Annotated in this window: 22 protein-coding genes; 12 read left to right on the top strand and 10 right to left on the bottom strand. The window is 60.7% G+C overall.

Annotated features, from left to right (window positions below; genetic code table 11):
- Positions 1-54: 54 nt before the first annotated feature.
- The 3 genes from AACV02_RS19910 (at position 55) to AACV02_RS19900 (ending at position 5,207) form a co-directional block, all read left to right on the top strand.
- Positions 55-2,106 carry a putative bifunctional diguanylate cyclase/phosphodiesterase gene (locus AACV02_RS19910; RefSeq protein WP_119741462.1) on the top strand — a complete coding sequence of 684 codons (2,052 nt, stop codon included), beginning with the start codon at positions 55-57 and terminating at the stop codon, positions 2,104-2,106.
- A gap of 127 nt (positions 2,107-2,233) precedes the next feature.
- The gene (locus AACV02_RS19905; RefSeq protein ID WP_106578430.1) at positions 2,234-3,577 is read left to right on the top strand and encodes an imelysin family protein; all 1,344 of its coding nucleotides are present in this window, start codon (positions 2,234-2,236) and stop codon (positions 3,575-3,577) included.
- A gap of 175 nt (positions 3,578-3,752) precedes the next feature.
- Positions 3,753-5,207 (top strand): TrkH family potassium uptake protein, encoded by a 1,455-nt coding sequence (locus AACV02_RS19900; protein ID WP_106578429.1) that lies wholly within the window; start codon positions 3,753-3,755, stop codon positions 5,205-5,207.
- Here the strand turns inward: AACV02_RS19900 and AACV02_RS19895 are convergent.
- Positions 5,164-6,222, bottom strand: a complete 1,059-nt coding sequence (locus AACV02_RS19895; RefSeq protein WP_106578428.1) for an AraC family transcriptional regulator — start codon at positions 6,220-6,222, stop codon at positions 5,164-5,166. The genes AACV02_RS19900 and AACV02_RS19895 overlap by 44 nt on opposite strands.
- 159 nt (positions 6,223-6,381) lie before the next feature.
- Here AACV02_RS19895 and AACV02_RS19890 point away from each other — a divergent pair, with 159 nt between their 5' ends.
- From AACV02_RS19890 to AACV02_RS19880, 3 genes are all read left to right on the top strand, one after another.
- A complete protein-coding gene (locus tag AACV02_RS19890) occupies positions 6,382-6,693 on the top strand; it encodes a DUF962 domain-containing protein (protein WP_106578427.1) in 312 nt (103 codons plus the stop codon).
- 391 nt (positions 6,694-7,084) lie between these two features.
- Positions 7,085-7,267, top strand: coding sequence for a hypothetical protein (locus AACV02_RS19885; protein ID WP_119742787.1), 183 nt, complete (start codon positions 7,085-7,087; stop codon positions 7,265-7,267).
- 103 nt (positions 7,268-7,370) lie between these two features.
- The gene (locus tag AACV02_RS19880) at positions 7,371-8,567 is read left to right on the top strand and encodes an MFS transporter (protein ID WP_106578425.1); all 1,197 of its coding nucleotides are present in this window, start codon (positions 7,371-7,373) and stop codon (positions 8,565-8,567) included.
- Here AACV02_RS19880 and arfB read toward each other — a convergent pair.
- From arfB to AACV02_RS19865, 3 genes are all read right to left on the bottom strand, one after another.
- Positions 8,564-8,977, bottom strand: coding sequence for an alternative ribosome rescue aminoacyl-tRNA hydrolase ArfB (gene arfB / locus AACV02_RS19875; protein ID WP_034109044.1), 414 nt, complete (start codon positions 8,975-8,977; stop codon positions 8,564-8,566). The genes AACV02_RS19880 and arfB overlap by 4 nt on opposite strands.
- 12 nt (positions 8,978-8,989) lie before the next feature.
- On the bottom strand, positions 8,990-9,673 hold the full coding sequence (locus AACV02_RS19870) for a pentapeptide repeat-containing protein (protein ID WP_106578424.1): 684 nt from the start codon (positions 9,671-9,673) through the stop codon (positions 8,990-8,992).
- Positions 9,674-9,778: 105 nt separating this feature from the next.
- Positions 9,779-11,200, bottom strand: a complete 1,422-nt coding sequence (locus AACV02_RS19865) for an amino acid permease (protein ID WP_106578423.1) — start codon at positions 11,198-11,200, stop codon at positions 9,779-9,781.
- 647 nt (positions 11,201-11,847) lie between these two features.
- Between AACV02_RS19865 and AACV02_RS19860 the strand changes: the two genes are divergently transcribed.
- Both AACV02_RS19860 and AACV02_RS19855 read left to right on the top strand, forming a co-directional pair.
- Positions 11,848-11,985, top strand: coding sequence for a hypothetical protein (locus AACV02_RS19860; RefSeq protein WP_003175756.1), 138 nt, complete (start codon positions 11,848-11,850; stop codon positions 11,983-11,985).
- A gap of 73 nt (positions 11,986-12,058) precedes the next feature.
- Positions 12,059-13,018, top strand: a complete 960-nt coding sequence (locus AACV02_RS19855; RefSeq protein ID WP_106578421.1) for a leucyl aminopeptidase — start codon at positions 12,059-12,061, stop codon at positions 13,016-13,018.
- 192 nt (positions 13,019-13,210) lie between these two features.
- Here the strand turns inward: AACV02_RS19855 and rluB are convergent, their stop codons facing one another.
- The 6 genes from rluB to AACV02_RS19825 form a co-directional block, all read right to left on the bottom strand.
- Positions 13,211-14,455, bottom strand: a complete 1,245-nt coding sequence (gene rluB, locus AACV02_RS19850; protein ID WP_106578420.1) for a 23S rRNA pseudouridine(2605) synthase RluB — start codon at positions 14,453-14,455, stop codon at positions 13,211-13,213.
- A gap of 144 nt (positions 14,456-14,599) precedes the next feature.
- Positions 14,600-14,791, bottom strand: coding sequence for a DUF1289 domain-containing protein (locus AACV02_RS19845; protein ID WP_005790815.1), 192 nt, complete (start codon positions 14,789-14,791; stop codon positions 14,600-14,602).
- Positions 14,792-14,926: 135 nt separating this feature from the next.
- Entirely contained in the window at positions 14,927-15,907 is a 981-nt protein-coding gene (gene scpB / locus AACV02_RS19840; protein ID WP_119741458.1) for an SMC-Scp complex subunit ScpB, read from the bottom strand.
- A gap of 12 nt (positions 15,908-15,919) precedes the next feature.
- Positions 15,920-16,618 carry a segregation and condensation protein A gene (locus AACV02_RS19835; protein ID WP_177410104.1) on the bottom strand — a complete coding sequence of 233 codons (699 nt, stop codon included), beginning with the start codon at positions 16,616-16,618 and terminating at the stop codon, positions 15,920-15,922.
- Between the two features lie 120 nt (positions 16,619-16,738).
- On the bottom strand, positions 16,739-17,368 hold the full coding sequence (locus AACV02_RS19830; protein ID WP_017139161.1) for an L-threonylcarbamoyladenylate synthase: 630 nt from the start codon (positions 17,366-17,368) through the stop codon (positions 16,739-16,741).
- Between the two features lie 13 nt (positions 17,369-17,381).
- Positions 17,382-18,245 (bottom strand): PHP domain-containing protein, encoded by an 864-nt coding sequence (locus AACV02_RS19825; protein WP_119741456.1) that lies wholly within the window; start codon positions 18,243-18,245, stop codon positions 17,382-17,384.
- Positions 18,246-18,332: 87 nt separating this feature from the next.
- On the opposite strand from AACV02_RS19825, the gene AACV02_RS19820 reads away from it, so the two are divergent.
- From AACV02_RS19820 to AACV02_RS19805, 4 genes are all read left to right on the top strand, one after another.
- Positions 18,333-18,929, top strand: a complete 597-nt coding sequence (locus AACV02_RS19820) for a septation protein A (protein WP_106578415.1) — start codon at positions 18,333-18,335, stop codon at positions 18,927-18,929.
- Position 18,930: 1 nt separating this feature from the next.
- Positions 18,931-19,230 carry a YciI family protein gene (locus AACV02_RS19815; RefSeq protein ID WP_015885584.1) on the top strand — a complete coding sequence of 100 codons (300 nt, stop codon included), beginning with the start codon at positions 18,931-18,933 and terminating at the stop codon, positions 19,228-19,230.
- Between the two features lie 119 nt (positions 19,231-19,349).
- Complete coding sequence (locus AACV02_RS19810; protein ID WP_119741454.1) at positions 19,350-19,757, top strand: translation initiation factor 2; 408 nt, start codon at positions 19,350-19,352, stop codon at positions 19,755-19,757.
- 7 nt (positions 19,758-19,764) lie between these two features.
- Positions 19,765-20,442, top strand: a complete 678-nt coding sequence (locus AACV02_RS19805; RefSeq protein WP_119741452.1) for a response regulator transcription factor — start codon at positions 19,765-19,767, stop codon at positions 20,440-20,442.
- Positions 20,443-20,516: the final 74 nt, after the last annotated feature.

Genomic DNA, 20,516 nt, shown 5'->3' with positions numbered 1-20,516 from the left:
TTGCCAATACTCATGGCATATTGAGGCCACCCGCATGGAACAAGGAATGCCCCTTTGAAGCTGGAACTCAAAAACAGCTTGTCGGTGAAGTTGCTACGGGTGGTGCTGCTGTCGGCATTGATCGTGGGCGTTGCGCTGAGCGTGGCGCAGATCGTTTTCGATGCCTACAAGACGCGCCAGGCCGTGGCCGGCGATGCTCAGCGCATCCTCGACATGTTTCGCGACCCCTCGACGCAGGCGGTCTACAGCCTGGACCGCGAGATGGGCATGCAGGTGATCGAAGGCCTGTTTCAGGACGATGCCGTGCGCATGGCCTCCATCGGTCATCCCAACGAAACCATGCTCGCCGAAAAAAGCCGCGCATTACAGCAATCGCCCACCCGCTGGCTGACCGACCTGATTCTTGGCCAGGAGCGCACCTTTACCACATCATTGGTCGGCAAAGGCCCCTACAGCGAGTATTACGGTGACCTGAGCATCACCCTGGACACGGCCACCTATGGCAAAGGTTTTCTGGTCAGCTCGGTGATCATCTTTATTTCCGGCGTACTGCGCGCCCTCGCCATGGGGCTGGTGCTGTACCTGGTCTATCACTGGCTGCTGACCAAGCCGTTGTCACGGATTATCGAGCACCTGACGTCGATCAACCCGGACCGGCCCAGCGAACACAAGATCCCCCAAATCAAAGGCCATGAACGCAACGAACTGGGGCTGTGGATCAACACCGCCAACCAGTTGCTCGAATCCATCGAACGCAATACCCACCTGCGGCACGAGGCAGAATCGAGCCTGCTGCGCATGGCCCAGTACGACTTCCTCACCGGCCTGCCCAATCGCCAGAAATTGCAGGAGCAACTGGACAAAATCCTGATCGACGCCGGCCGCCGACAGCGCCGCGTTGCGGTGTTGTGCGTAGGCCTGGATGACTTCAAAAGCGTCAACGAACAGTTCACTTATCAGGCCGGCGACAAACTGCTGCTGGCCCTGGCCGATCGCTTGCGCGCCCACAGCGGCCGCCTCGGCGCCCTGGCCCGGCTGGGCGGCGATCAGTTCGCGCTGGTGCAGGCCGATATCGACCAACCTTACGAAGCCGCGGAACTGGCACAAAGCATCCTGGATGACCTGGAAGCCGAATTTGCCCTCGAGCATGAGCAGATTCGCCTGCGTGCGACCATCGGCATCACGTTGTTCCCGGAAGACGGCGACAGCACCGAGAAGCTGCTGCAAAAAGCCGAACAGACCATGACCCTGGCCAAGAGCCGCTCGCGCAACCGCTATCAGTTCTATATCGCCAGCGTCGACAGTGAAATGCGCCGACGCCGCGAGCTGGAAAAAGACCTGCGCGACGCCCTCAGCCGCGACCAGTTTCACCTGGTCTACCAACCGCAGATCAGCTACCGCGACCACCGCGTGGTGGGCGTGGAAGCCTTGATCCGCTGGCAGCATCCGGAACACGGCCTGGTGCCGCCCGATTTGTTCATCCCGTTGGCCGAACAGAACGGCACCATTATTCCGATTGGCGAATGGGTACTCGACCAGGCTTGCCGGCAATTGCGCGAATGGCATGACCTGGGCTTCACCGCCCTGCGCATGGCGGTCAACCTGTCCACCGTGCAGTTGCACCACACCGAGCTGCCGCGGGTGGTCAACAACCTGATGCAGATTTACCGCCTGCCGCCGCGCAGCCTTGAACTGGAAGTGACCGAGACCGGCCTGATGGAAGACATCAGCACCGCCGCCCAGCACTTGCTGAGCCTGCGCCGTTCCGGGGCGCTGATTGCGATTGATGACTTCGGCACCGGCTATTCGTCCCTCAGCTACCTGAAAAGCCTGCCGCTGGACAAGATCAAGATCGACAAGAGCTTCGTCCAGGACCTGCTCGATGACGACGACGACGCAACCATCGTGCGCGCCATTATCCAACTGGGCAAAAGCCTGGGCATGCAGGTGATCGCCGAAGGCGTGGAAACCGCCGAGCAAGAGGCCTACATCATTTCCGAGGGCTGCCACGAGGGCCAGGGCTATCACTACAGCAAACCGCTGCCAGCGCGGGAGTTGGCGGCGTATCTGAAACAGTCCGAGCGCAACAACGCGGCGATTCTCTGATCGCTCAAAACAATACTAAATATTTCCCTCGTATAAACCTTTACACAAAATGCAAATCTTTCGCATTATGTCGCAGTTTTTGCGCTCCCCCGCGCGCCCTATCAACAACCGAAGCAGGATGTTCGCCATGATTCGTATGCCCCTGGCCACCGCCAGTCTGCTGGCCATTGCCATTTCTCTCGCCGGTTGCGGCGAAGGTAAAGACAAGGCCGCCGCGCCCCAAGCGCCGACCCCGGCTGCCAGCACCACCGCTCCAGCGGCTGCCACCCCAGCAGGCCAGGTCGACGAAGCGGCCGCCAAGGCCGTGGTCGCGCATTACGCTGACATGGTGTTCGCGGTGTACAGCGATGCCGAATCCACCGCAAAAACCCTGCAAACCGCAATCGACACCTTCCTCGCCAACCCGAACGACGACACCCTCAAAGCGGCCCGTACCGCCTGGATCGCCTCGCGCGTGCCGTACCTGCAGAGCGAAGTGTTCCGCTTCGGCAACACCATCATCGACGACTGGGAAGGCCAAGTTAACGCCTGGCCGCTGGACGAAGGCCTGATCGACTATGTCGACAAATCCTACGAACACGCCCTGGGTAACCCAGGCGCCAACGCCAACATCATCGCCAACACCGAGATCCAAGTGGGCGAAGACAAGGTCGACGTGAAAGAAATCACCCCGGAAAAACTCGCCAGCCTCAATGAGCTGGGCGGTTCCGAGGCCAACGTCGCCACCGGCTACCACGCCATCGAGTTCCTGCTGTGGGGCCAGGACCTCAACGGCACCGGCCCAGGCGCGGGCAACCGCCCTGCGTCGGACTACATGACCGGTGACGGTGCCACCGGCGGCAACAACGAGCGTCGTCGCACCTACCTGCGCGCGGTGACTCAGCTGCTGGTCAGCGACCTGGAAGAAATGGTCGGCAACTGGAAACCCAACGTCGAAGACAACTACCGCGCCACCCTGGAGGCCGAACCGGCCACCGACGGCCTGCGCAAAATGTTGTTCGGCATGGGCAGCCTGTCCCTCGGCGAGCTGGCCGGTGAGCGCATGAAGGTGTCTCTGGAAGCCAACTCGCCGGAAGACGAGCAGGACTGCTTCAGCGACAACACCCACAACTCGCACTTCTACGATGCCAAGGGTATTCGTAACGTTTACCTGGGCGAGTACACCCGCACTGACGGCACCAAGATGACGGGGCCGAGCTTGTCGTCCCTGGTGGCCAAAGCTGATCCGGCCGCCGACACCACGCTGAAGGCTGACCTGGCGTCGACCGAAGCGAAGATCCAGGTCATGGTTGACCACGCCAACAAGGGCGAGCACTACGACCAACTGATCGCCGCGGGTAACGACGCAGGCAACCAGATCGTGCGTGACGCCATCGCCGCGCTGGTCAAGCAGACCGGTTCGATTGAAGCGGCTGCGGGCAAGCTGGGTATCAGCGACTTGAACCCGGATAACGCTGACCACGAGTTCTGATCCGTGCCGCGTTGAATGAGGCGACCTTCGGGTCGCCTTTTTTTATGCCCGCCTATATGGAGCCCGATGACCACCACAAACCCCACATTTGATCGACGTCGCCCCCAAGCCCCGGTTTACAAGCCCTGCACCGCGGGTAGAATGGCGCCACTATCCCAACACCCGAGCTTTCTTCATGGCGTTGCCGACCCTACGCATCATCGGTTTCATCATCGGCATCTTCCTGATCACCCTCGCGATCGCCATGGTCATTCCGATGGCCACCCTGGTGATTTTCGAACGCACCAGCGACCTGCCCTCGTTCCTGTGGGCCAGCCTGATCACCTTTCTCGCAGGTCTGGCGCTGGTCATTCCTGGCCGCCCCGAACACGTACACCTGCGCCCCCGAGACATGTACCTGCTGACCGTCAGCAGTTGGCTGGTGGTCTGCGTGTTCGCCGCGCTGCCGTTTTTACTGACCCAGCACATCAGCTACACCGACTCCTTTTTCGAAAGCATGTCGGGCATTACCGCCACCGGCTCCACCGTCTTGAGCGGGCTGGACAGCATGTCACCGGGCATCCTGATGTGGCGCTCGCTGCTGCACTGGCTCGGCGGCATCGGCTTTATCGGCATGGCGGTGGCGATCCTGCCACTGCTGCGCATTGGTGGCATGCGCCTGTTCCAGACGGAATCCTCGGATCGCTCGGAAAAAGTCATGCCGCGCTCGCACATGGTGGCGCGCCTGATTGTGGCCGCGTATGTGGGCATCACCATCCTCGGCAGCCTGGCGTTCTGGTGGGCCGGGATGGGCTTGTTCGATGCGATCAACCACGCGATGTCGGCTATTTCCACCGGCGGGTTTTCCACCTCCGATGAGTCCCTGGCCCACTGGAAACAACCGGCGGTGCACTGGGTCGCCGTGGTGGTGATGATCCTCGGCAGCTTGCCCTTCACCCTGTATGTCGCCACCTTGCGCGGCAACCGTCGGGCGCTGATCAAGGATCAACAGGTGCAAGGCTTGCTCGGGTTGCTGCTGGTGACCTGGCTGGTACTGGGCACCTGGTACTGGTGGACCACCGACCTGCCGTGGTTCGATGCGCTGCGCCACGTGGCGGTGAACGTCACGTCGGTGGTGACGACGACCGGTTTTGCACTCGGGGACTACAGCATCTGGGGCAACTTCTCACTGATGCTGTTCTTCTACCTGGGCTTTGTTGGCGGCTGCTCGGGCTCCACGGCGGGCGGGATCAAGATCTTCCGCTTCCAGGTTGCCTATATCCTGCTCAAGGCCAACTTGAACCAGCTGATTCACCCGCGCGCGGTGATAAAGCAGAAGTACAACGGCCACCGCCTCGACGAAGAGATCGTGCGTTCGATTCTGACCTTTTCGTTCTTCTTCGCCATCACCATCTGCGCCATTGCCCTGGCATTGTCGCTGCTGGGGCTGGACTGGATGACCGCATTGACTGGCGCGGCCAGCACCGTTTCCGGCGTGGGCCCAGGCCTGGGCGAAACCATCGGCCCGGCCGGTAACTTCGCCAGCCTGCCGGATGCGGCCAAGTGGATCCTGTCGTTCGGCATGCTGCTGGGCCGACTGGAGATCATTACAGTCTTTGTTCTGTGCATTCCGGCGTTTTGGCGGCACTGACCGTCGACGCCTCGAGCAACCGCGCCCGGTATTCGCCGGGCGTGGCATCGAACCAACGGCGGAACGCGCGGAAAAAATTGCTCGGGTCGGCAAACCCCAACAGGTAGGCAATTTCCAGCAGGGTCATGCTGGGCTGCGCCAGGTACTGCTCGGCGAGTTCGCGGCGGGTGTCGTCGAGCAATGTCTGGAAACTGGTGCCCTCCTCCTGCAAGCGCCGCTGCAAGGTACGCTGGGACAGGTGCAAGGTCTGGGCGACCACTTCGCGTTTGGGTTCGCCCTGGGGCAGCAGACGGCACAGCACTTGCCGCGCCTTGTGGGTCACGCGGCTCTCGGAAAAACGCGCGAGGTATTCACCGGCAAACCGATCATGCAGCAACGCCATGGCTTCGTTCGCCGTGGGCAACGGCGCATCCATGTCGGCCTGCTCAAAAATCAGCGCGTCATAGGGTGCGTTGAATTCCAGGGGTGCATGGAAGGCTTGTTTGTAAGGCGTCAGGTCCGCCGGCTGATCGCCTTGCAGCAGCACTTTGCGCGGTTGCAAGGTGCGGCCGGTCAGCCAGCCGCACAATGCCAAAGCACTGGCCAGCGAGGCTTCGGCGCTCTGGCGAGTCGGTGGCAAGTGGTCGCCGTGCACCGTCAGAATCAGCGCATAGCCTTCAGGTAAGAGTCGGAAGCTCAAGTCGGCACTTTCGGCGATGATGCGCTGATAGCGCACCAGGCGCATAAAGCCCTCGGCCAACGTGTTGCTGGACATCAGCGCATAACCGGCCACATGAAACGACGCCGGGCGAACAACCTTGCCCATGTTCAGGCCGATCGCCGGGTTGCCCGACAGCTCAACTGCCCGCTGCCACAGCCGCGTCATCGAATCCTGGGGGAAGCGCGCGTCAGGGTCACTGAGGGCGGCGTAGTCCAGGCCCAATTGCTTGAACAGCACACGGCAGTCCAGGCCGTCCATTTCCAACGCCTTGACTATCCCCATCGCCCAGCTTGCAGAAGTTGTTCGTTCGCTCATGGCGTCTTCTTAAAAAAGCAGGCTTAACGGCAGCCAGGAAGCCAAGGATACTAAAGTGGCATCTATTGTCACTGGCTGTTACCACTGATCACTCTAGACTCAAATAAGCTCCCCGCCGAACATCTGTAAGGCGGTACAACCACCCAAGGGCCGGCCAACGTGGAAAACGTCAAACAATTCAATAGCTTCGCCGAGTTCTATCCGTACTACCTGAGTGAACACGGCAACAGCACATGCCGGCGCTTGCACTTCATCGGCACCACGCTGGTGATTGGCATCCTGGCGTACGCCATCGGCAAAGGTTCGATGGGGCTGCTGCTGGCGTTGCCCATCGCCGGTTACAGCTTCGCCTGGATCGGCCACTTCTTCTTCGAAAAGAACCGCCCGGCGACCTTCCAACACCCGCTCTACAGCCTCTTGGGCGACTTTGTGATGTACCGCGACATGATCTTGGGCAAAGTCCCTTTTTGAACAGCGCGCCTTTTAAGGGGCGTCCTTAGAGGTGTGACCTCTTGTCACTTGCCTAAAAAATGAAAATTCGTACATACGTCGACATAAAATTCTTTTTGTCATTTTCAGTGCTGTATCCTGCCAAGGCTTTTTGAGAGCGCGCAATCACACTGCGATTGATTAAACAGACCTTGCGAGGAGCGACGACGATGCACGAGATACCTAATCTCCCCTTCCCAAGCCTGCACCCAACAGAGCAGCCAACACCGCAGCAGGCCAGCGACAAACAGCCTGAGACCAAAGAAGCACAACCAGTCGACAGCAAAAGCCAGGACTGACGCCGTACCAGACCGTGTGGAAAGCGCACCTTTGAGCGCTTTCCACACTGCCTGAATCACCCGAGATGCCCGCCATGACTGATACCCTCCCCGACGCCCCCGACACCGCTGTACTCGACGCAGCGCTGCAAATGATCGACGTGTGGCACCGCCTCAGCCCTGAAAAACAGGCGCTACTGCTCGAGCGCTTCGGCACCCAGGAAAACGCCCTGGCCGCCCTGGTGACCACGCAAATGCTGACGCCTGCCAAACCCTGATCTGTCGGTAATCTGAAGTTTTTGCGTTTTGCCGCCCCGCGAGGCGTAAGCGCCGGTATCATTAGCAGCCTATCTTTACCTGCTGCGACAGTGGACCTCTCCCATGCCAGATACCCAGCGCCCCATGGCGGTCACGCTGCAAGTCGTTTCCATCGTGCTGTTTACCTTTATCGGTTACCTCAATATCGGCATTCCCCTGGCCGTGTTGCCGGGCTATGTCCACAGTGAACTGGGCTACGGCGCGGTGATTGCCGGCCTGGTGATCAGCGTGCAGTACCTGGCCACGCTGCTGAGCCGCCCGTATGCCGGCAAAATCATCGACAACCTGGGCAGCAAGCGCGCGGTGTTGATCGGCCTGGTGGGCTGCGGCCTGAGTGGCGTGTTCATGTTGCTTGCCGCGTGGTTTTCGAGCCTGCCGGCTGTCAGCCTGATCAGCCTGCTCATCGGCCGACTGGTGCTCGGCAGCGCCGAAAGCCTGGTGGGTTCGGGCGCCATCGGCTGGGGCATTGGCCGGGTCGGCGCGGCCAATACCGCCAAAGTCATTTCATGGAACGGCATCGCCAGTTACGGCGCACTGGCCGTCGGCGCACCGCTTGGGGTGGTGCTGGTCAGCCATTTCGGATTGTGGAGCATGGGCGTCAGCATCATTCTGCTGGCGGTGCTCGGCGTGTTTCTGGCCTGGAATAAAGTCGCAGCGCCGATTGTGGCCGGTGTGCGGCTGCCGTTCATGAACGTGCTGGGCCGCGTGCTGCCCCACGGCTGCGCGTTGGCCCTGGGCTCGATCGGCTTTGGCACCATCGCCACCTTTATCACCCTGTATTACACCACCCAGCACTGGGACAACGCCGTGTGGGCACTGAGCCTGTTCGGCGCCAGCTTCATCGGCGCGCGCCTGCTGTTCGGCAATTTGATCAACCGGATCGGCGGCTTTCGCGTGGCGATTGCTTGCCTGTCCGTGGAAATCCTCGGGTTGCTGTTACTGTGGCTGGCGCCTGACGCCCACCTCGCCCTGGCCGGTGCGGCGTTGAGCGGGTTCGGCTTTTCCCTGGTGTTTCCGGCGTTGGGGGTGGAGGCGGTCAACCTGGTGCCAGCCTCCAGCCGGGGCTCGGCGGTGGGGGCTTATTCGCTGTTTATCGACTTGTCGTTGGGCATCACCGGCCCGTTGGCGGGTGCGGTGGCGGCGGGTTTCGGCTTTGCCTCAATCTTCCTGTTCGCCGCGCTCGCCGCCGCAGGTGGCTTGCTGCTGAGCCTGTACCTGTACCGACAAGCGCCCAAGGCCCGCGAAGCGCGCGACGCTTAAAAGTCGACCTTGCCGCGCCCGGCCTTGATGCTACCGCGCTTGGTCTTGGATTCCAGGCGGCGCTTTTTAGAGCCCAGGGTGGGCTTGGTCGGGCGGCGCTTCTTCTCGACCTTGGTGGCGCTGAGGATCAACTCCACCAGGCGCTCCAGCGCATCCGCGCGATTCTGTTCCTGGGTCCGGTATTGCTGGGCCTTGAGCACCAGCACGCCTTCACTGGTGATACGGCTGTCGCGCAGCGCCAGCAGCCGTTCCTTGTAAAAGTCCGGCAACGACGACGCCGGAATATCAAACCGCAGGTGCACCGCGCTCGATACCTTGTTGACGTTCTGCCCACCGGCGCCCTGGGCGCGAATGGCGGTCAGCTCGATCTCGGCATCGGGCAGGTGCACGTTGTTGGAAATTACCAGCATCACTCACAAACCTTAGGCAACGGACAAGCCCAATTCGGATAACAACATCGACGCCTGGGCTTTGGAAATCACGGCGCCTTTGAACAGTTTGGCATCATTGAGGCGAAAGCCGCTCAAATCCGCGCCCCGCAAATCAGCGCCGGCAAAATTGGCACCGTTGATGCGGGCGTGGGCGAGGCTGCAGTCGATCAGTTCGGCCTTGCGAAAGTCTGCATCCGACAAGTCGCTGTCGGAAAAATCCAGATTATTGAGCACGGTTCGGGCAAACGACAGGCCGGACAAGAACGCGCTGTTGAGCAAGGTTTCGCTGAAGCTCAGGCCCAGGGACGCGCAATGGGTGAAGTTGGCGCCCGTCAGTTTGCACTGCGTGAAATTGGCTTGGGACAACTTGCTGCGCTGCCAACGGGTGTTGTTCAGGTCGCAGCTGATCAATTGCGCCTCGAGCAGGTTGGCCGCCTCGAACACGGCGTGCCCGGCCCGGCAACTTTTCCACTGCGTGCCTTCCAGGCGCGCACCGAGAAAGGAGGTTTGCGCCAGTGTGCAGCGCTCGAACACCCAATGCTCCAGCACCATCCGCGACAGGTCTGCCCCGCTCAAATCGACGCCCATCAAGCGCAACGGCCCGCGGTGCTGGTCGATCAGGTCTTGCACCTCATCGCGCTGCAAGCTGCCGCCGTCGATATCGATGTGCTGCATGAAGCCTCCGGGCAAGGGTCGATGAAAAAGAAGGCGCGAGTCTACCCTGTCGGCGCCGACAAAAAACCCGGCACGGCGCCGGGTTTTCTGTTGAGGCAACACGGCTTACTTCAACGCCGCACTCGCCGTGGTCAACGCCGCTTCAGCGCTGCGCTTGTTCTTGATCCAGTAGCACAGCCCCATGAACGCCACCCATACCGGAATCGCGTACACCGAGACCTGAATGCCCGGAATCATCAGCATGATCACCAGGATAAACGCCACGAACGCCAGGCAAACGTAGTTGCCGTACGGGTACCACAGCGCTTTGAACAGCGGCACCTGGCCGGTGCGGTCCATGTGCTGGCGGAATTTTACGTGCGAGAAGCTGATCATCGCCCAGTTGATCACCAGCGTGGCCACGACCAGCGACATCAGCAGCTCGAGCGCGTGTTGCGGGATCAGGTAATTCATCAGCACCGCCACCAGGGTGACCGCCGCCGACGCGAGGATCGAACGCACCGGTACGCCACGCTTGTCGATCTTCGCCAGGGCTTTGGGCGCATCGCCCTGCTCGGCCATGCCCAGCAGCATGCGGCTGTTGCAGTAGGTGCCGCTGTTGTACACCGACAGCGCTGCGGTCAGCACCACAAAGTTGAGGATGTGCGCGGCAGTGTTGCTGCCCAGCATCGAAAACACCTGCACGAACGGGCTGCCGCTGTAGGCATCGCCGGACGCATTGAGGGTTGCCAGCAGGCTGTCCCACGGTGTCAGCGATAACAGCACCACCAGCGCGCCGATGTAGAAAATCAGGATGCGGTAGATCACCTGATTGATCGCTTTTGGGATCACGGTTCGCGGCTGGTCAGCTTCGGCTGCGGTAAAACCGAGCATCTCCAGACCGCCGAACGAGAACATGATGATCGCCATGGCCATCACCAAACCGCTGACGCCATGCGGGAAGAAACCGCCGTGGTCCCACAGGTTGCTCACCGAGGCTTGCGGCCCGCCACTGCCGCTGACCAGCAAGTAGCTGCCCAGGGCGATCATGCCGACGATGGCCACTACCTTGATGATGGCAAACCAGAACTCGGCCTCGCCGAAGACTTTGACGTTGGCCAGGTTGATCATATTGATCAGCACGAAGAACGCTGCCGCCGAGACCCAGGTCGGGATCTCCGGCCACCAGTAGTGCACGTATTTGCCGACCGCCGTCAGCTCCGACATGCCCACCAGAATGTACAGAATCCAGCAGTTCCAGCCCGACAGGAAGCCGGCGAAACCGCCCCAGTACTTATGGGCAAAGTGGCTGAAGGAACCGGCGACCGGCTCTTCGACGATCATCTCGCCGAGCTGGCGCATGATCATGAAGGCGATAAAGCCGCAGATGGCGTAGCCCAGGATCATCGACGGCCCGGCTGATTTAAGCACCCCGGCCGAGCCCAGGAACAGGCCGGTGCCGATGGCGCCACCGAGGGCGATCAACTGGATATGCCGATTTTTCAGGCCGCGTTTCAGCTCGCCTGAAGAGGAATGGGGTCCACTCATGAAAAGGGTCTCACGCAAGGTTTGATGATGTTGAATGCACGTTGCTGCCTTGAATCTCGACTCAAGCAGCGCCGCTCAAACCCCAGCGCAGGCACCAGGAGTACAGCGTCTTTCTAACGGTCATGCGTCACCTGTTTGTTTTTATCTGTGACGAAATCGAACCCGTCCGGCTCGTGGCCAGGCGGAGTGATCAGGGTGGATAAACCCTGAGGTCTTGGCCTTTTGCGTAGGTACGCAAGGGAGTCACAGTAAAACGCGGCGCATTGTACACCGCTCGACAGCTTCGGGCCGCCCTCGGGGCGTGCCTGTGACAATCTGTCAGGCATTCCTTACAGCGCCGGGGTGCTCAATGAGCGCGCGTGTTTATCGTAAATTAATCGTTACAGCCCGGAAAATAAGCGTTACAGCCGCGCTTGATCCGTCAGAAAACGGAAAAATGTCAGTATGAAAAATCCTACAAATTAGCTTCGCCAGTGCGTTGTTTTTTCTGAATAAAAAACCGCCGCTAAAAAACAGAAGAAAAAATCCAAATGAGACCGTGTCAATAAATATTTTGCATTCTGAAACACACTCTCCTAGGTTCTTTCACTTGCCAGCGAAGCCCGTTGGCAAGCCGTTCTCAAACAACGTCCTCTAGGAGATACACCATGCAAGCACTGGAAAACGACCTGGAAACCGAACTGCAACTCGACGATTGGTTTGAAGCGCCGACCCATGAGGCCGCCGTTGAAATGATGCAAGCTGATGCCGTTGTGCCCTTTGGCACCGCGATGTGGCCTTTCTAACACCCGGCAGGCAACCGGCAGGTGTTGTGCACGGCACCTGCCCCCTTACCCCAGGCACAGAAGGACACACGTCATGGACAAGGCCCGCGCCGTCGAACACTTTCTCTACTACCTTGCGCATCACCCGGCCCTCAATGGCCTGAGCCGCCCAACCGTGCTGCTGGGCCACACCGAGCGCTATGACGCCATTGCCCAGGCGATCACCCACGGCAGCGCCGCCCGATTCAATTTCCAGTTGCAGCGCCTGGACCTGGCCGCCAGCGACACCCTGGCCCAGGCCATCGAAACCTGTGACCTGTACCTGTTTCTCTACGATTCATCGACCCTGCCCAACCCACGCGCCGAAGGCCCGGACTTTATCCGCGCCCTGCAGGAGGTGATGGCCGAGCACTGGAAGAAATCCCTGCTGTTCAAGGATTACGGCGACTATTTCTACGACACTTTCAGCGTCGAGCCGCAACGCATTGCCGACCTCAACGCCACGCTGATCCGACGCATGTCCCAGGCCAACGTGCTGAGCTTTACCGACAAACACGGCTCGCGCCTGGAAGCGCCGATGAGCAGCATCAAGAAGTGGACCAATATCAATGGCGTCGGCAACCATGACCTGGCGCCGGGCGAGATCGCCACGCACAGCGAGGCCATCAACGGCCAGGTGCGGTTTGTCGGCACGTTTCTGAGCACCATCCCGTTTGCGCGCAAATACGGCGTACTGCAATCACCGCTGGAGCTGTGGATCGAGAACTCGACGATTTGCAGCGTGGCCAGCGATGTGCCGGGCTTGGCGGACGATTTCAACAAGTACTTGAATGCCAACCCGTCCAACCGTCGCGTAGAAGAGCTGGGGATTGGCACCAATGAAGGGGTCAAGGATTTGTACGCGCGCAATGCCGGGTTCGAGGAGCGCCATTGCGGCTTGCACCTGGGCTTGGGCGGCGGGCAGAAAGGCAGTCATCACCTGGATTTGATCTTTGCCAGCGGCGTGTTGGCGCTGGATGACAAGCCGGTGTTTGATGGAACGTTTGCGTTCTGAGCACAAAATTCAGAAACACCGGAGATACAAATGTGGGAGCGGGCTTGCTCGCGAATGCGCAGTGTCAGTCACCCAATGTACTGACTGATCCACCGCATTCGCGAGCAAGCCCGCTCCCACATTTTTGACCGTATTTCATGGCAAAAAAAAACGCCAACCCGAAGGTTGGCGTTTTTTTGTGCAGCACTTACATCACTGCGGCTTCTTGCGACCAAAACCAGGACGCTGGCCGGAACCGGCCGGGGCGCCACGGCGCTTGCCCGACGGCTCGTCCGCGACCAGTTTCGGCCCAGGACGCTTGTTCGCTGCCGGCTTGGCTGGACGCTTGGTGCTGGCGCTGTCGGCTGGGCGGTCGGATGCCGGAGCACCACGGCCTTCACCACGGTTGCCGCGGCCGCCGCTTGGTGCTTCGCCGCCACGCGCAGGACGCGGGGTGCGAGGGCCACGCTCGCCTTCCTGGCGGGACGGAGCGGTTGGGCGACGCTCGCCTTCGATGTGCGGCTCACGCGAGATGCGACCGCCGGTGGCCGGCGCGTTCAGCGCAGGGCGCAGGGTGCGGGCAACACGTTCGGTACGGGCCACAGGACGCGACGATTTACGCTGCATACGCTCAAGCTTGTCTTTGCTCTTGGCGTTCATCTGCGGCATGGCAACCGGCGTCAGGCCGACTTCAGCGCTGAGGATATCGACCTCGTACTGGCTCATTTCGCGCCAGCGGCCCATCGGCAGGTCGGAGTTCAAGAACACCGGGCCGAAACGCACGCGTTTCAGGCGGCTGACCACCAGGCCCTGGGATTCCCACAGGCGACGCACTTCACGGTTACGGCCTTCCATCACCACGCAGTGGTACCAATGGTTGAAACCTTCGCCGCCTGGCGCCTGCTTGATGTCGGTGAACTTGGCCGGGCCGTCTTCAAGGACGACGCCCGCTTTCAAGCGCTCGATCATCTCGTCATCGACTTCACCGCGTACACGCACGGCGTATTCACGGTCCATCTCGTAGGACGGGTGCATCAGGCGGTTGGCCAGCTCGCCGTCGGTGGTGAACATCAGCAAACCGGTGGTGTTGATGTCCAGACGGCCGATGTTGATCCAGCGGCCTTCTTTCGGCTTGGGCATTTTGTCGAACACGGTCGGACGGCCTTCCGGGTCGTCACGGGTGCAGATCTCGCCGTCAGGCTTGTTGTACATGATGACGCGGCGCACCGATTCGGCGGCCTCTTCACGCTTGATGACCTTGCCATCAATGGTGATTGCATCGTGCAGGTCGACGCGCTGGCCAAGGGTGGCTTCAACGCCGTTGACCTTGATGCGCTTCTGGGTGATCCAGGCTTCGACGTCGCGGCGCGAGCCCACGCCGATACGCGCCAGCACCTTTTGCAGTTTTTCGCCTGCTGGGCCGATTTCCTGGCTGTCGTTCTGGTCTTGGTCGTTCATCTTAAGCACCTCCCGGTGGGTCGATTCAGGCGTGGCCTGAGGAGTGTTGAAAGCGGGGCTTTGGGCGAATACGTCGCCAAAGGGTCGCGAATCATACGCGCATGGCGCGCGTTGCGCATCACAGACTAGTCGATTAAGGCGCAGTCATTTGCTTTTCCGCCGACCGGTGGCGCCCAACGCCAACAGGCGCAGCTCGGCTTCGGCCAATACCGTGCGCTTGTCGACCTTGTCGAGCTTCTTCCAGGCGCGGATTTCGCGCTTGCTGCGGCCACAGCCGACGCAGATATCGTCGCTGAATTTGCAGATGCTGATGCACGGGTCTTTGGTGGAACTCATGTTTTCTCCCAGACAATCCAGACAATGGAGATCCAATGTGGCAAGGGGGCTTGCACCCGATGCAGTGTGTGAGCCTGCATTTTTGTCACTGGGGCACTGCTATCGGGGGCAAGCCCCCTCCCACATCGAAGTGCGTCAGTCTTCGAGTTGGCGGCGTTCGTTTTCGATGGCCTCGGCCAGCGCCCGGGCTTCGTCTTCCTCGTCGCTCAACGGCGGTTGTTCGAGGGCGGCGACGGCAGCCAGGAGTTTCTCGCGGGCCTCAGCCACGCCAAGGATGTCTTCCTCGGGCTCCGGTTCTGGCTCGGCTTCCGGTTCCGGTTCCGGTTCCGGTTCCGGTTCCGGTTCAACTTCGACCTCGGGCGCGGTTTCACCGTTCACCTGAGTTTGCGGTTCACTCGCACCGTCACGCAGCAAGTCGTCGAAGTCGGTCTTGATCCCCTGCTCCATGTCGTCCAATTCGAGCAACAAGGTATGGAAGCTGGTCTCGTCCTTCGGCTCCTCCGGCTCGGCCGTGGCGTCGGCGAGTTCCTGCAGGCTGGCAGGAACCGGTGCGTCGTCGAAATCCAATACCGGTTCGGCCTCCATCTCGCGCAGTTCGGCGAGCGGCGGCAGGTCATCCAGGTTTTTCAGGTTGAAGTGGTCGAGGAACACCTTGGTGGTGGCAAACATCGCCGGTTTGCCGGGCACATCGCGGTAGCCGACGATGCGGATCCACTCACGCTCCAGCAATGTCTTGACGATATGGCTGTTGACCGCCACACCGCGCACGTCCTCGATTTCGCCCCGGGTGATTGGCTGGCGATAGGCGATCAGCGCCATGGTCTCCAGCATCGCCCGCGAATAACGCTGTGGGCGCTCTTCCCACAGACGGCCGACCCAGGGGGAAAACTTCTCACGGATCTGCAGGCGATAACCCGACGCCACTTCGCGCAGCTCAAAGGCGCGACCATCGCAGGACTTGCGCAGGATCTCCAATGCCTTCTTGAACACCGGTGGCTCAGGGCGCTCGGCCTCTTCAAAGAGTTCGAACAGGCGCTCAAGGGATTGCGGTTTACCCGAGGCCAGGAGAAAGGCTTCCAGCAGCGGCGCCAGTTCGCGGGGTTCAGTCAAATTCATCGATTCAGCTCGTTATTCGGCTCGCGCCCGCACGTGGATAGCCGCAAAAGGCTCATTCTGGACCAGCTCGACCAAGGATTCCTTGACCAGCTCAAGGATCGCCATAAAGGTCACCACCACCCCCAGGCGCCCTTCTTCTTTGGTGAACAACTCGACAAAGGGTACAAACCCGCCGCCCTTGAGGCGTTCGAGCACATCGCTCATGCGCTCGCGGGTCGACAGCGCCTCGCGACTGACCTGGTGGCTTTCAAACATGTCGCCCCGGCGCAGCACTTCGGCCATGGACATCAGCAATTCTTCCAGGCTCACATCCGGCAACAGCTTGCGCGCCCGGGCTTCCGGGGCGTCGAGCTTGGGCACCACCACGTCACGGCCAACGCGGCTCAGACCGTCGATGCCTTCGGCGGCGGCCTTGAAACGTTCGTACTCTTGCAGGCGACGGATCAGTTCGGCGCGCGGGTCGTCCTCTTCGGCTTCGATGGTCTCCGAGCGCGGCAACAGCATGCGTGACTTGATCTCGGCGAGCATCGCGGCCATCACCAGGTACTCGGCGGCCAGCTCCAGGCGCACGGTCTGCATCAGCTCGACATACCCCATGTACTGGCGGGTGATTTCCGCCACCGGGATGTCGAGGATATTGATGTTCTGCTTGCGGATCAGGTACAGCAGCAAGTCCAGCGGGCCTTCGAAGGCTTCAAGGAACACTTCCAGGGCGTCCGGCGGGATGTACAGGTCCAGCGGCATTTCCAGGACCGCCTGGCCATAGACCATGGCAAACGGCAGTTCCTGCTGGGCGCCGGCCTGGCTGTCGACGGTTTCGACGACCGACATTCAGGCCTCGACCATGAACGGCGTCGGATCGCCGCAACCCACACGCACCACTTCCGGCTCGCCGTCGGCCAGGTTGATCACGGTGGAGGCCTTGTTGCCGCCGTAGCCGCCGTCGATGATCAAGTCGACGTGTTTTTCCAGCAGGCGGCGCATTTCGTACGGGTCGTACAGCGGCTCTTCTTCACCGGGCAGGATCAACGACACACTCATCAGCGGCTCGCCCAGTTCAGCCAGCAACGCCAGGGCAATCGGATGCTCCGGCACACGCAGGCCGATGGTGCGCTTTTTGGGGTGCAGCAACAAACGCGGTACTTCGCGGGTGGCGTTGAGGATAAAGGTGTAGGGCCCCGGCGTATGGGCCTTGAGCAGGCGGAAGGTGCCGGTGTCGACCTTCGCAAAGAGCCCAAGTTGGGACAGGTCGCTGCAAATCAGTGCGAAGTTGTGATTCTTGTCCAGGTCACGCAGGCGTCTGACCCGTTCAACCGCGCTCTTGTCGCCGATCTGGCAACCAATGGCGTAGGACGAGTCGGTTGGGTAGATCACCACGCCGCCGGCGCGGATGATCTCCACGGCCTGTTTAATCAGGCGCGCTTGAGGGTTTTCCGGATGAATCTGGAAGAATTGACTCACGTGTTCTACCTGTTCAGACGGTGGCAATAATGGGGTCATGCTTGAATCGCCCCCACAACAGCGGCAGATCTTCCGGTACCTGGCGATACTCGCCAATCTCGGACCAGCCGCCTGGGCCATGAAAGTCACTGCCGGCGCTGACCAGCAGACCAAATTCGCGAGCAAGTATCGCCAGGCTACCCACCTGATCGGCGGGTTGGTGCCCGTTGACCACTTCGATAGCGTGGCCGCCCGCTCCAATATAGTCGGCAATCAGCTTGCGGCGCTTGCTGCGGGTGAAATCGTAATGCCACGGATGCGCCAGGCTGACCCAGGCCCCAGCGGCCCGCAGAGTGGCGACGGTGTCTTCCAGGGTCGGCCAGTGTTGCTTGACGTCACCTAACTTGCCGGCGCCCAGCCATTTGCGAAAGGCCTCGGCGCGATCCTTTACAAAACCTTCACGCACCATCCAGTCGGCAAAGTGCGGACGGGCTGGGGCGTTGCCGCTGTCGCCCAGTTCCTGCTGGATGGCGCGGGCGCCCTCCAGGGCATTGGGCATGCCTTTAAGGCTGAGCTTGCGGCTTATTTCTTCGGACCGCAGCCAGCGACCATCGTGCAATTGGGCAGTGGCCTCGACCAACGGCGCGGCGTTCTGATCAAAACCGTAACCGAGCACATGAATGGTGGCGCCGCCCCAGGTACAGGACAATTCCACGCCGTTGACCAGCTGCATGCCCAACGCATGCGCGGCCGTACGGGCTTCATCGAGGCCTTCGAGGGTGTCGTGGTCGGTCAAAGACAGGACTCGCACGCCTTTTTCAAACGCACGCGCAACCAGTACTGCGGGCGCCAGGGCGCCGTCGGAGGCCGTGCTGTGGCAGTGCAAATCAACATTCACGGGGGTGTGTAACCTCAAGTCAGCTGGCGCTATCGCAACCAAGGATGTTTGTTATTATGCCGCCACATCCAGCTTCTGGCTCTTACTGTGAAACAATTCATCGACTTCATCCCGCTGTTGCTGTTTTTCATCGTTACCAAACTCGACCCCAGGGTCATTGATATCGCCGGTCACGAGCTGACATTCGGGGGCATCTACAGCGCCACCGCCGTGCTGATCATCAGCTCGATCGTGGTCTACGGCGCCATCTTCATCTCCCAGCGCAAGCTGGAAAAAAGCCAATGGCTGACCCTGATTGCCTGCCTGGTATTCGGTGGCCTGACCCTGGCCTTCCACAGCGAAACCTTCCTTAAATGGAAAGCCCCCGTGGTGAACTGGCTGTTCGCCCTGGTCTTCATCGGCAGCCACTTCATCGGTGATCGCTTGCTGATCAAGCGCATCATGGGCCATGCACTGACCCTGCCGGACCCGGTGTGGACACGCTTGAACGTCGCCTGGATCGTGTTTTTCCTGTTCTGCGGCGCCGCCAACCTGTTCGTGGCCTTTACCTTCCAGGCCTACTGGGTCGACTTCAAGGTCTTCGGCAGCCTGGGCATGACCGTATTGTTCCTGATCGGCCAGGGTATCTACCTGTCGCGCCATCTGCATGACACCGCCCCTACCACGCCGAAAACCGAGGACTGACATGCTCTACGCCATCATTGCTACCGACGTTGCCAACTCGCTGGAAAAACGCCTGTCCGTGCGCCCGGCCCACGTTGAACGCCTCAAACAGCTGCAAGCCGAAGGCCGCATCGTGCTGGCCGGCCCACACCCGGCCGTGGACAGCAACGACCCGGGCGACGCCGGCTTCACCGGCAGCCTGATCGTCGCCGAGTTTGCGTCGTTGGCCGACGCCCAAGCCTGGGCCAAGGCCGACCCGTATGTAGCAGCAGGCGTCTACGCTGATGTGGTGATCAAGCCGTTCAAGCAAGTCCTGCCTTGAACCGCTTTCTTTAATAAAGCCGGGCCGAACCTATTCGGTTCGGCGCGCTCCTAATTGCTCATTATTCTCGGTAACCTGCCGACAACGTTCTGAATATTCGTGTGGAATCAGGAGTTCCGATGCGCTTACGTCAGTTGTGTCTGTTGGCCGTGTTAACGATCGGGGCTACCGCCCACGCTGAAGAAACCTCGAACACCGGCATTTCCACGCCCCTGTCCCTGAGTGCCGGCAGCCAGATCACCGAGTTGCAGCAACGTTTGAAAGAAAGTGAACGGCTGCGTGAAGAGCTGAGCAAGCAATTGCAAAGCGCAGACACTGCCCGCGAAAGTGCCCAACTGAGTCGCTTGCGCCAAGAGAACCAACGCCTGGCCCAGCAACTCAAAGCATCACAAGGCGGCGCCTTGACCCGCTGGCTGACCGAGCAACAACAGTGGTTTGTCACCGGAGGGGCCGTCGCCCTGATCGCCCTGCTGTGCGGTATCTTCGCCAGCGGTGGGCACCGTCGCCGTCGACAATGGCTAAATTGAGTGAGTCATGAGCGAGCTGTTACTGATAGATGATGACCAGGAGCTCTGTGAGCTGCTGACCAGTTGGCTGAGCCAGGAAGGTTTCCAGGTGCGCGCCTGCCACGACGGCTTGAGCGCGCGCAAAGCCCTGGCCGACAGCGCCCCTGCAGCAGTGGTGCTTGATGTGATGCTGCCCGACGGCAGCGGCCTGGAGCTGCTCAAGCAATTGCGCAACGACCATCCGGAATTGCCGGTGCTGATGCTTTCGGCACGGGGCGAGCCGCTGGATCGCATCCTCGGCCTGGAGCTGGGCGCCGACGATTACCTGGCCAAGCCCTGCGACCCGCGCGAACTGACTGCCCGCTTGCGCGCCGTATTGCGCCGCAGTCATCCGGCGGCGGTGTCTACTCAGCTGGAACTGGGCGACCTGTGCTTCAGCCCGGTGCGTGGGGTGGTGACCATCGATGAGCAGGAATTTGCCCTCACCGTTTCGGAGAGTCGCCTGCTTGAAGCCTTGCTGCGCCAGCCGGGTGAACCGCTGGATAAGCAGGAACTGGCGCAGATTGCCCTGGGGCGTAAGTTGACCCTCTACGATCGCAGCTTGGATATGCACGTGAGCAACCTGCGTAAAAAGATCGGCCCACACCCGGATGGCCGACCACGGATCGTGGCGTTGCGTAGTCGCGGGTATTATTACAGCCTCTGAGGATTGCGGGGGGTTGGGCCTTGGGGCGAGCTTTTGGGGTGGGGGTATATCCGTTATTTGGGTGATGGCCGCTT

The sequence above is a fragment of the Pseudomonas sp. Larv2_ips genome (assembly GCF_963879675.1).
Lineage (GTDB): Bacteria > Pseudomonadota > Gammaproteobacteria > Pseudomonadales > Pseudomonadaceae > Aquipseudomonas.
Note: the sequence above shows the minus strand (reverse complement) of the source record. Positions and strands in the feature narration are given on the sequence as shown.

Excerpts from the sequence above, each read along its gene's own strand:
- AACV02_RS19905 (WP_106578430.1), top strand. The coding sequence starts at position 2,234 with ATGATTCGTATGCCCCTGGCCACCGCCAGTCTGCTGGCCATTGCCATT.
- AACV02_RS19900 (WP_106578429.1), top strand. The coding sequence starts at position 3,753 with ATGGCGTTGCCGACCCTACGCATCATCGGTTTCATCATCGGCATCTTC.
- AACV02_RS19895 (WP_106578428.1), bottom strand. The coding sequence starts at position 6,222 with ATGAGCGAACGAACAACTTCTGCAAGCTGGGCGATGGGGATAGTCAAG.
- AACV02_RS19885 (WP_119742787.1), top strand. The coding sequence starts at position 7,085 with ATGACTGATACCCTCCCCGACGCCCCCGACACCGCTGTACTCGACGCA.
- AACV02_RS19880 (WP_106578425.1), top strand. The coding sequence starts at position 7,371 with ATGCCAGATACCCAGCGCCCCATGGCGGTCACGCTGCAAGTCGTTTCC.
- arfB (WP_034109044.1), bottom strand. The coding sequence starts at position 8,977 with ATGCTGGTAATTTCCAACAACGTGCACCTGCCCGATGCCGAGATCGAG.
- AACV02_RS19870 (WP_106578424.1), bottom strand. The coding sequence starts at position 9,673 with ATGCAGCACATCGATATCGACGGCGGCAGCTTGCAGCGCGATGAGGTG.
- AACV02_RS19865 (WP_106578423.1), bottom strand. The coding sequence starts at position 11,200 with ATGAGTGGACCCCATTCCTCTTCAGGCGAGCTGAAACGCGGCCTGAAA.
- AACV02_RS19860 (WP_003175756.1), top strand. The coding sequence starts at position 11,848 with ATGCAAGCACTGGAAAACGACCTGGAAACCGAACTGCAACTCGACGAT.
- AACV02_RS19855 (WP_106578421.1), top strand. The coding sequence starts at position 12,059 with ATGGACAAGGCCCGCGCCGTCGAACACTTTCTCTACTACCTTGCGCAT.
- rluB (WP_106578420.1), bottom strand. The coding sequence starts at position 14,455 with ATGAACGACCAAGACCAGAACGACAGCCAGGAAATCGGCCCAGCAGGC.
- AACV02_RS19845 (WP_005790815.1), bottom strand. The coding sequence starts at position 14,791 with ATGAGTTCCACCAAAGACCCGTGCATCAGCATCTGCAAATTCAGCGAC.
- scpB (WP_119741458.1), bottom strand. The coding sequence starts at position 15,907 with ATGAATTTGACTGAACCCCGCGAACTGGCGCCGCTGCTGGAAGCCTTT.
- AACV02_RS19815 (WP_015885584.1), top strand. The coding sequence starts at position 18,931 with ATGCTCTACGCCATCATTGCTACCGACGTTGCCAACTCGCTGGAAAAA.
- AACV02_RS19810 (WP_119741454.1), top strand. The coding sequence starts at position 19,350 with ATGCGCTTACGTCAGTTGTGTCTGTTGGCCGTGTTAACGATCGGGGCT.
- AACV02_RS19805 (WP_119741452.1), top strand. The coding sequence starts at position 19,765 with ATGAGCGAGCTGTTACTGATAGATGATGACCAGGAGCTCTGTGAGCTG.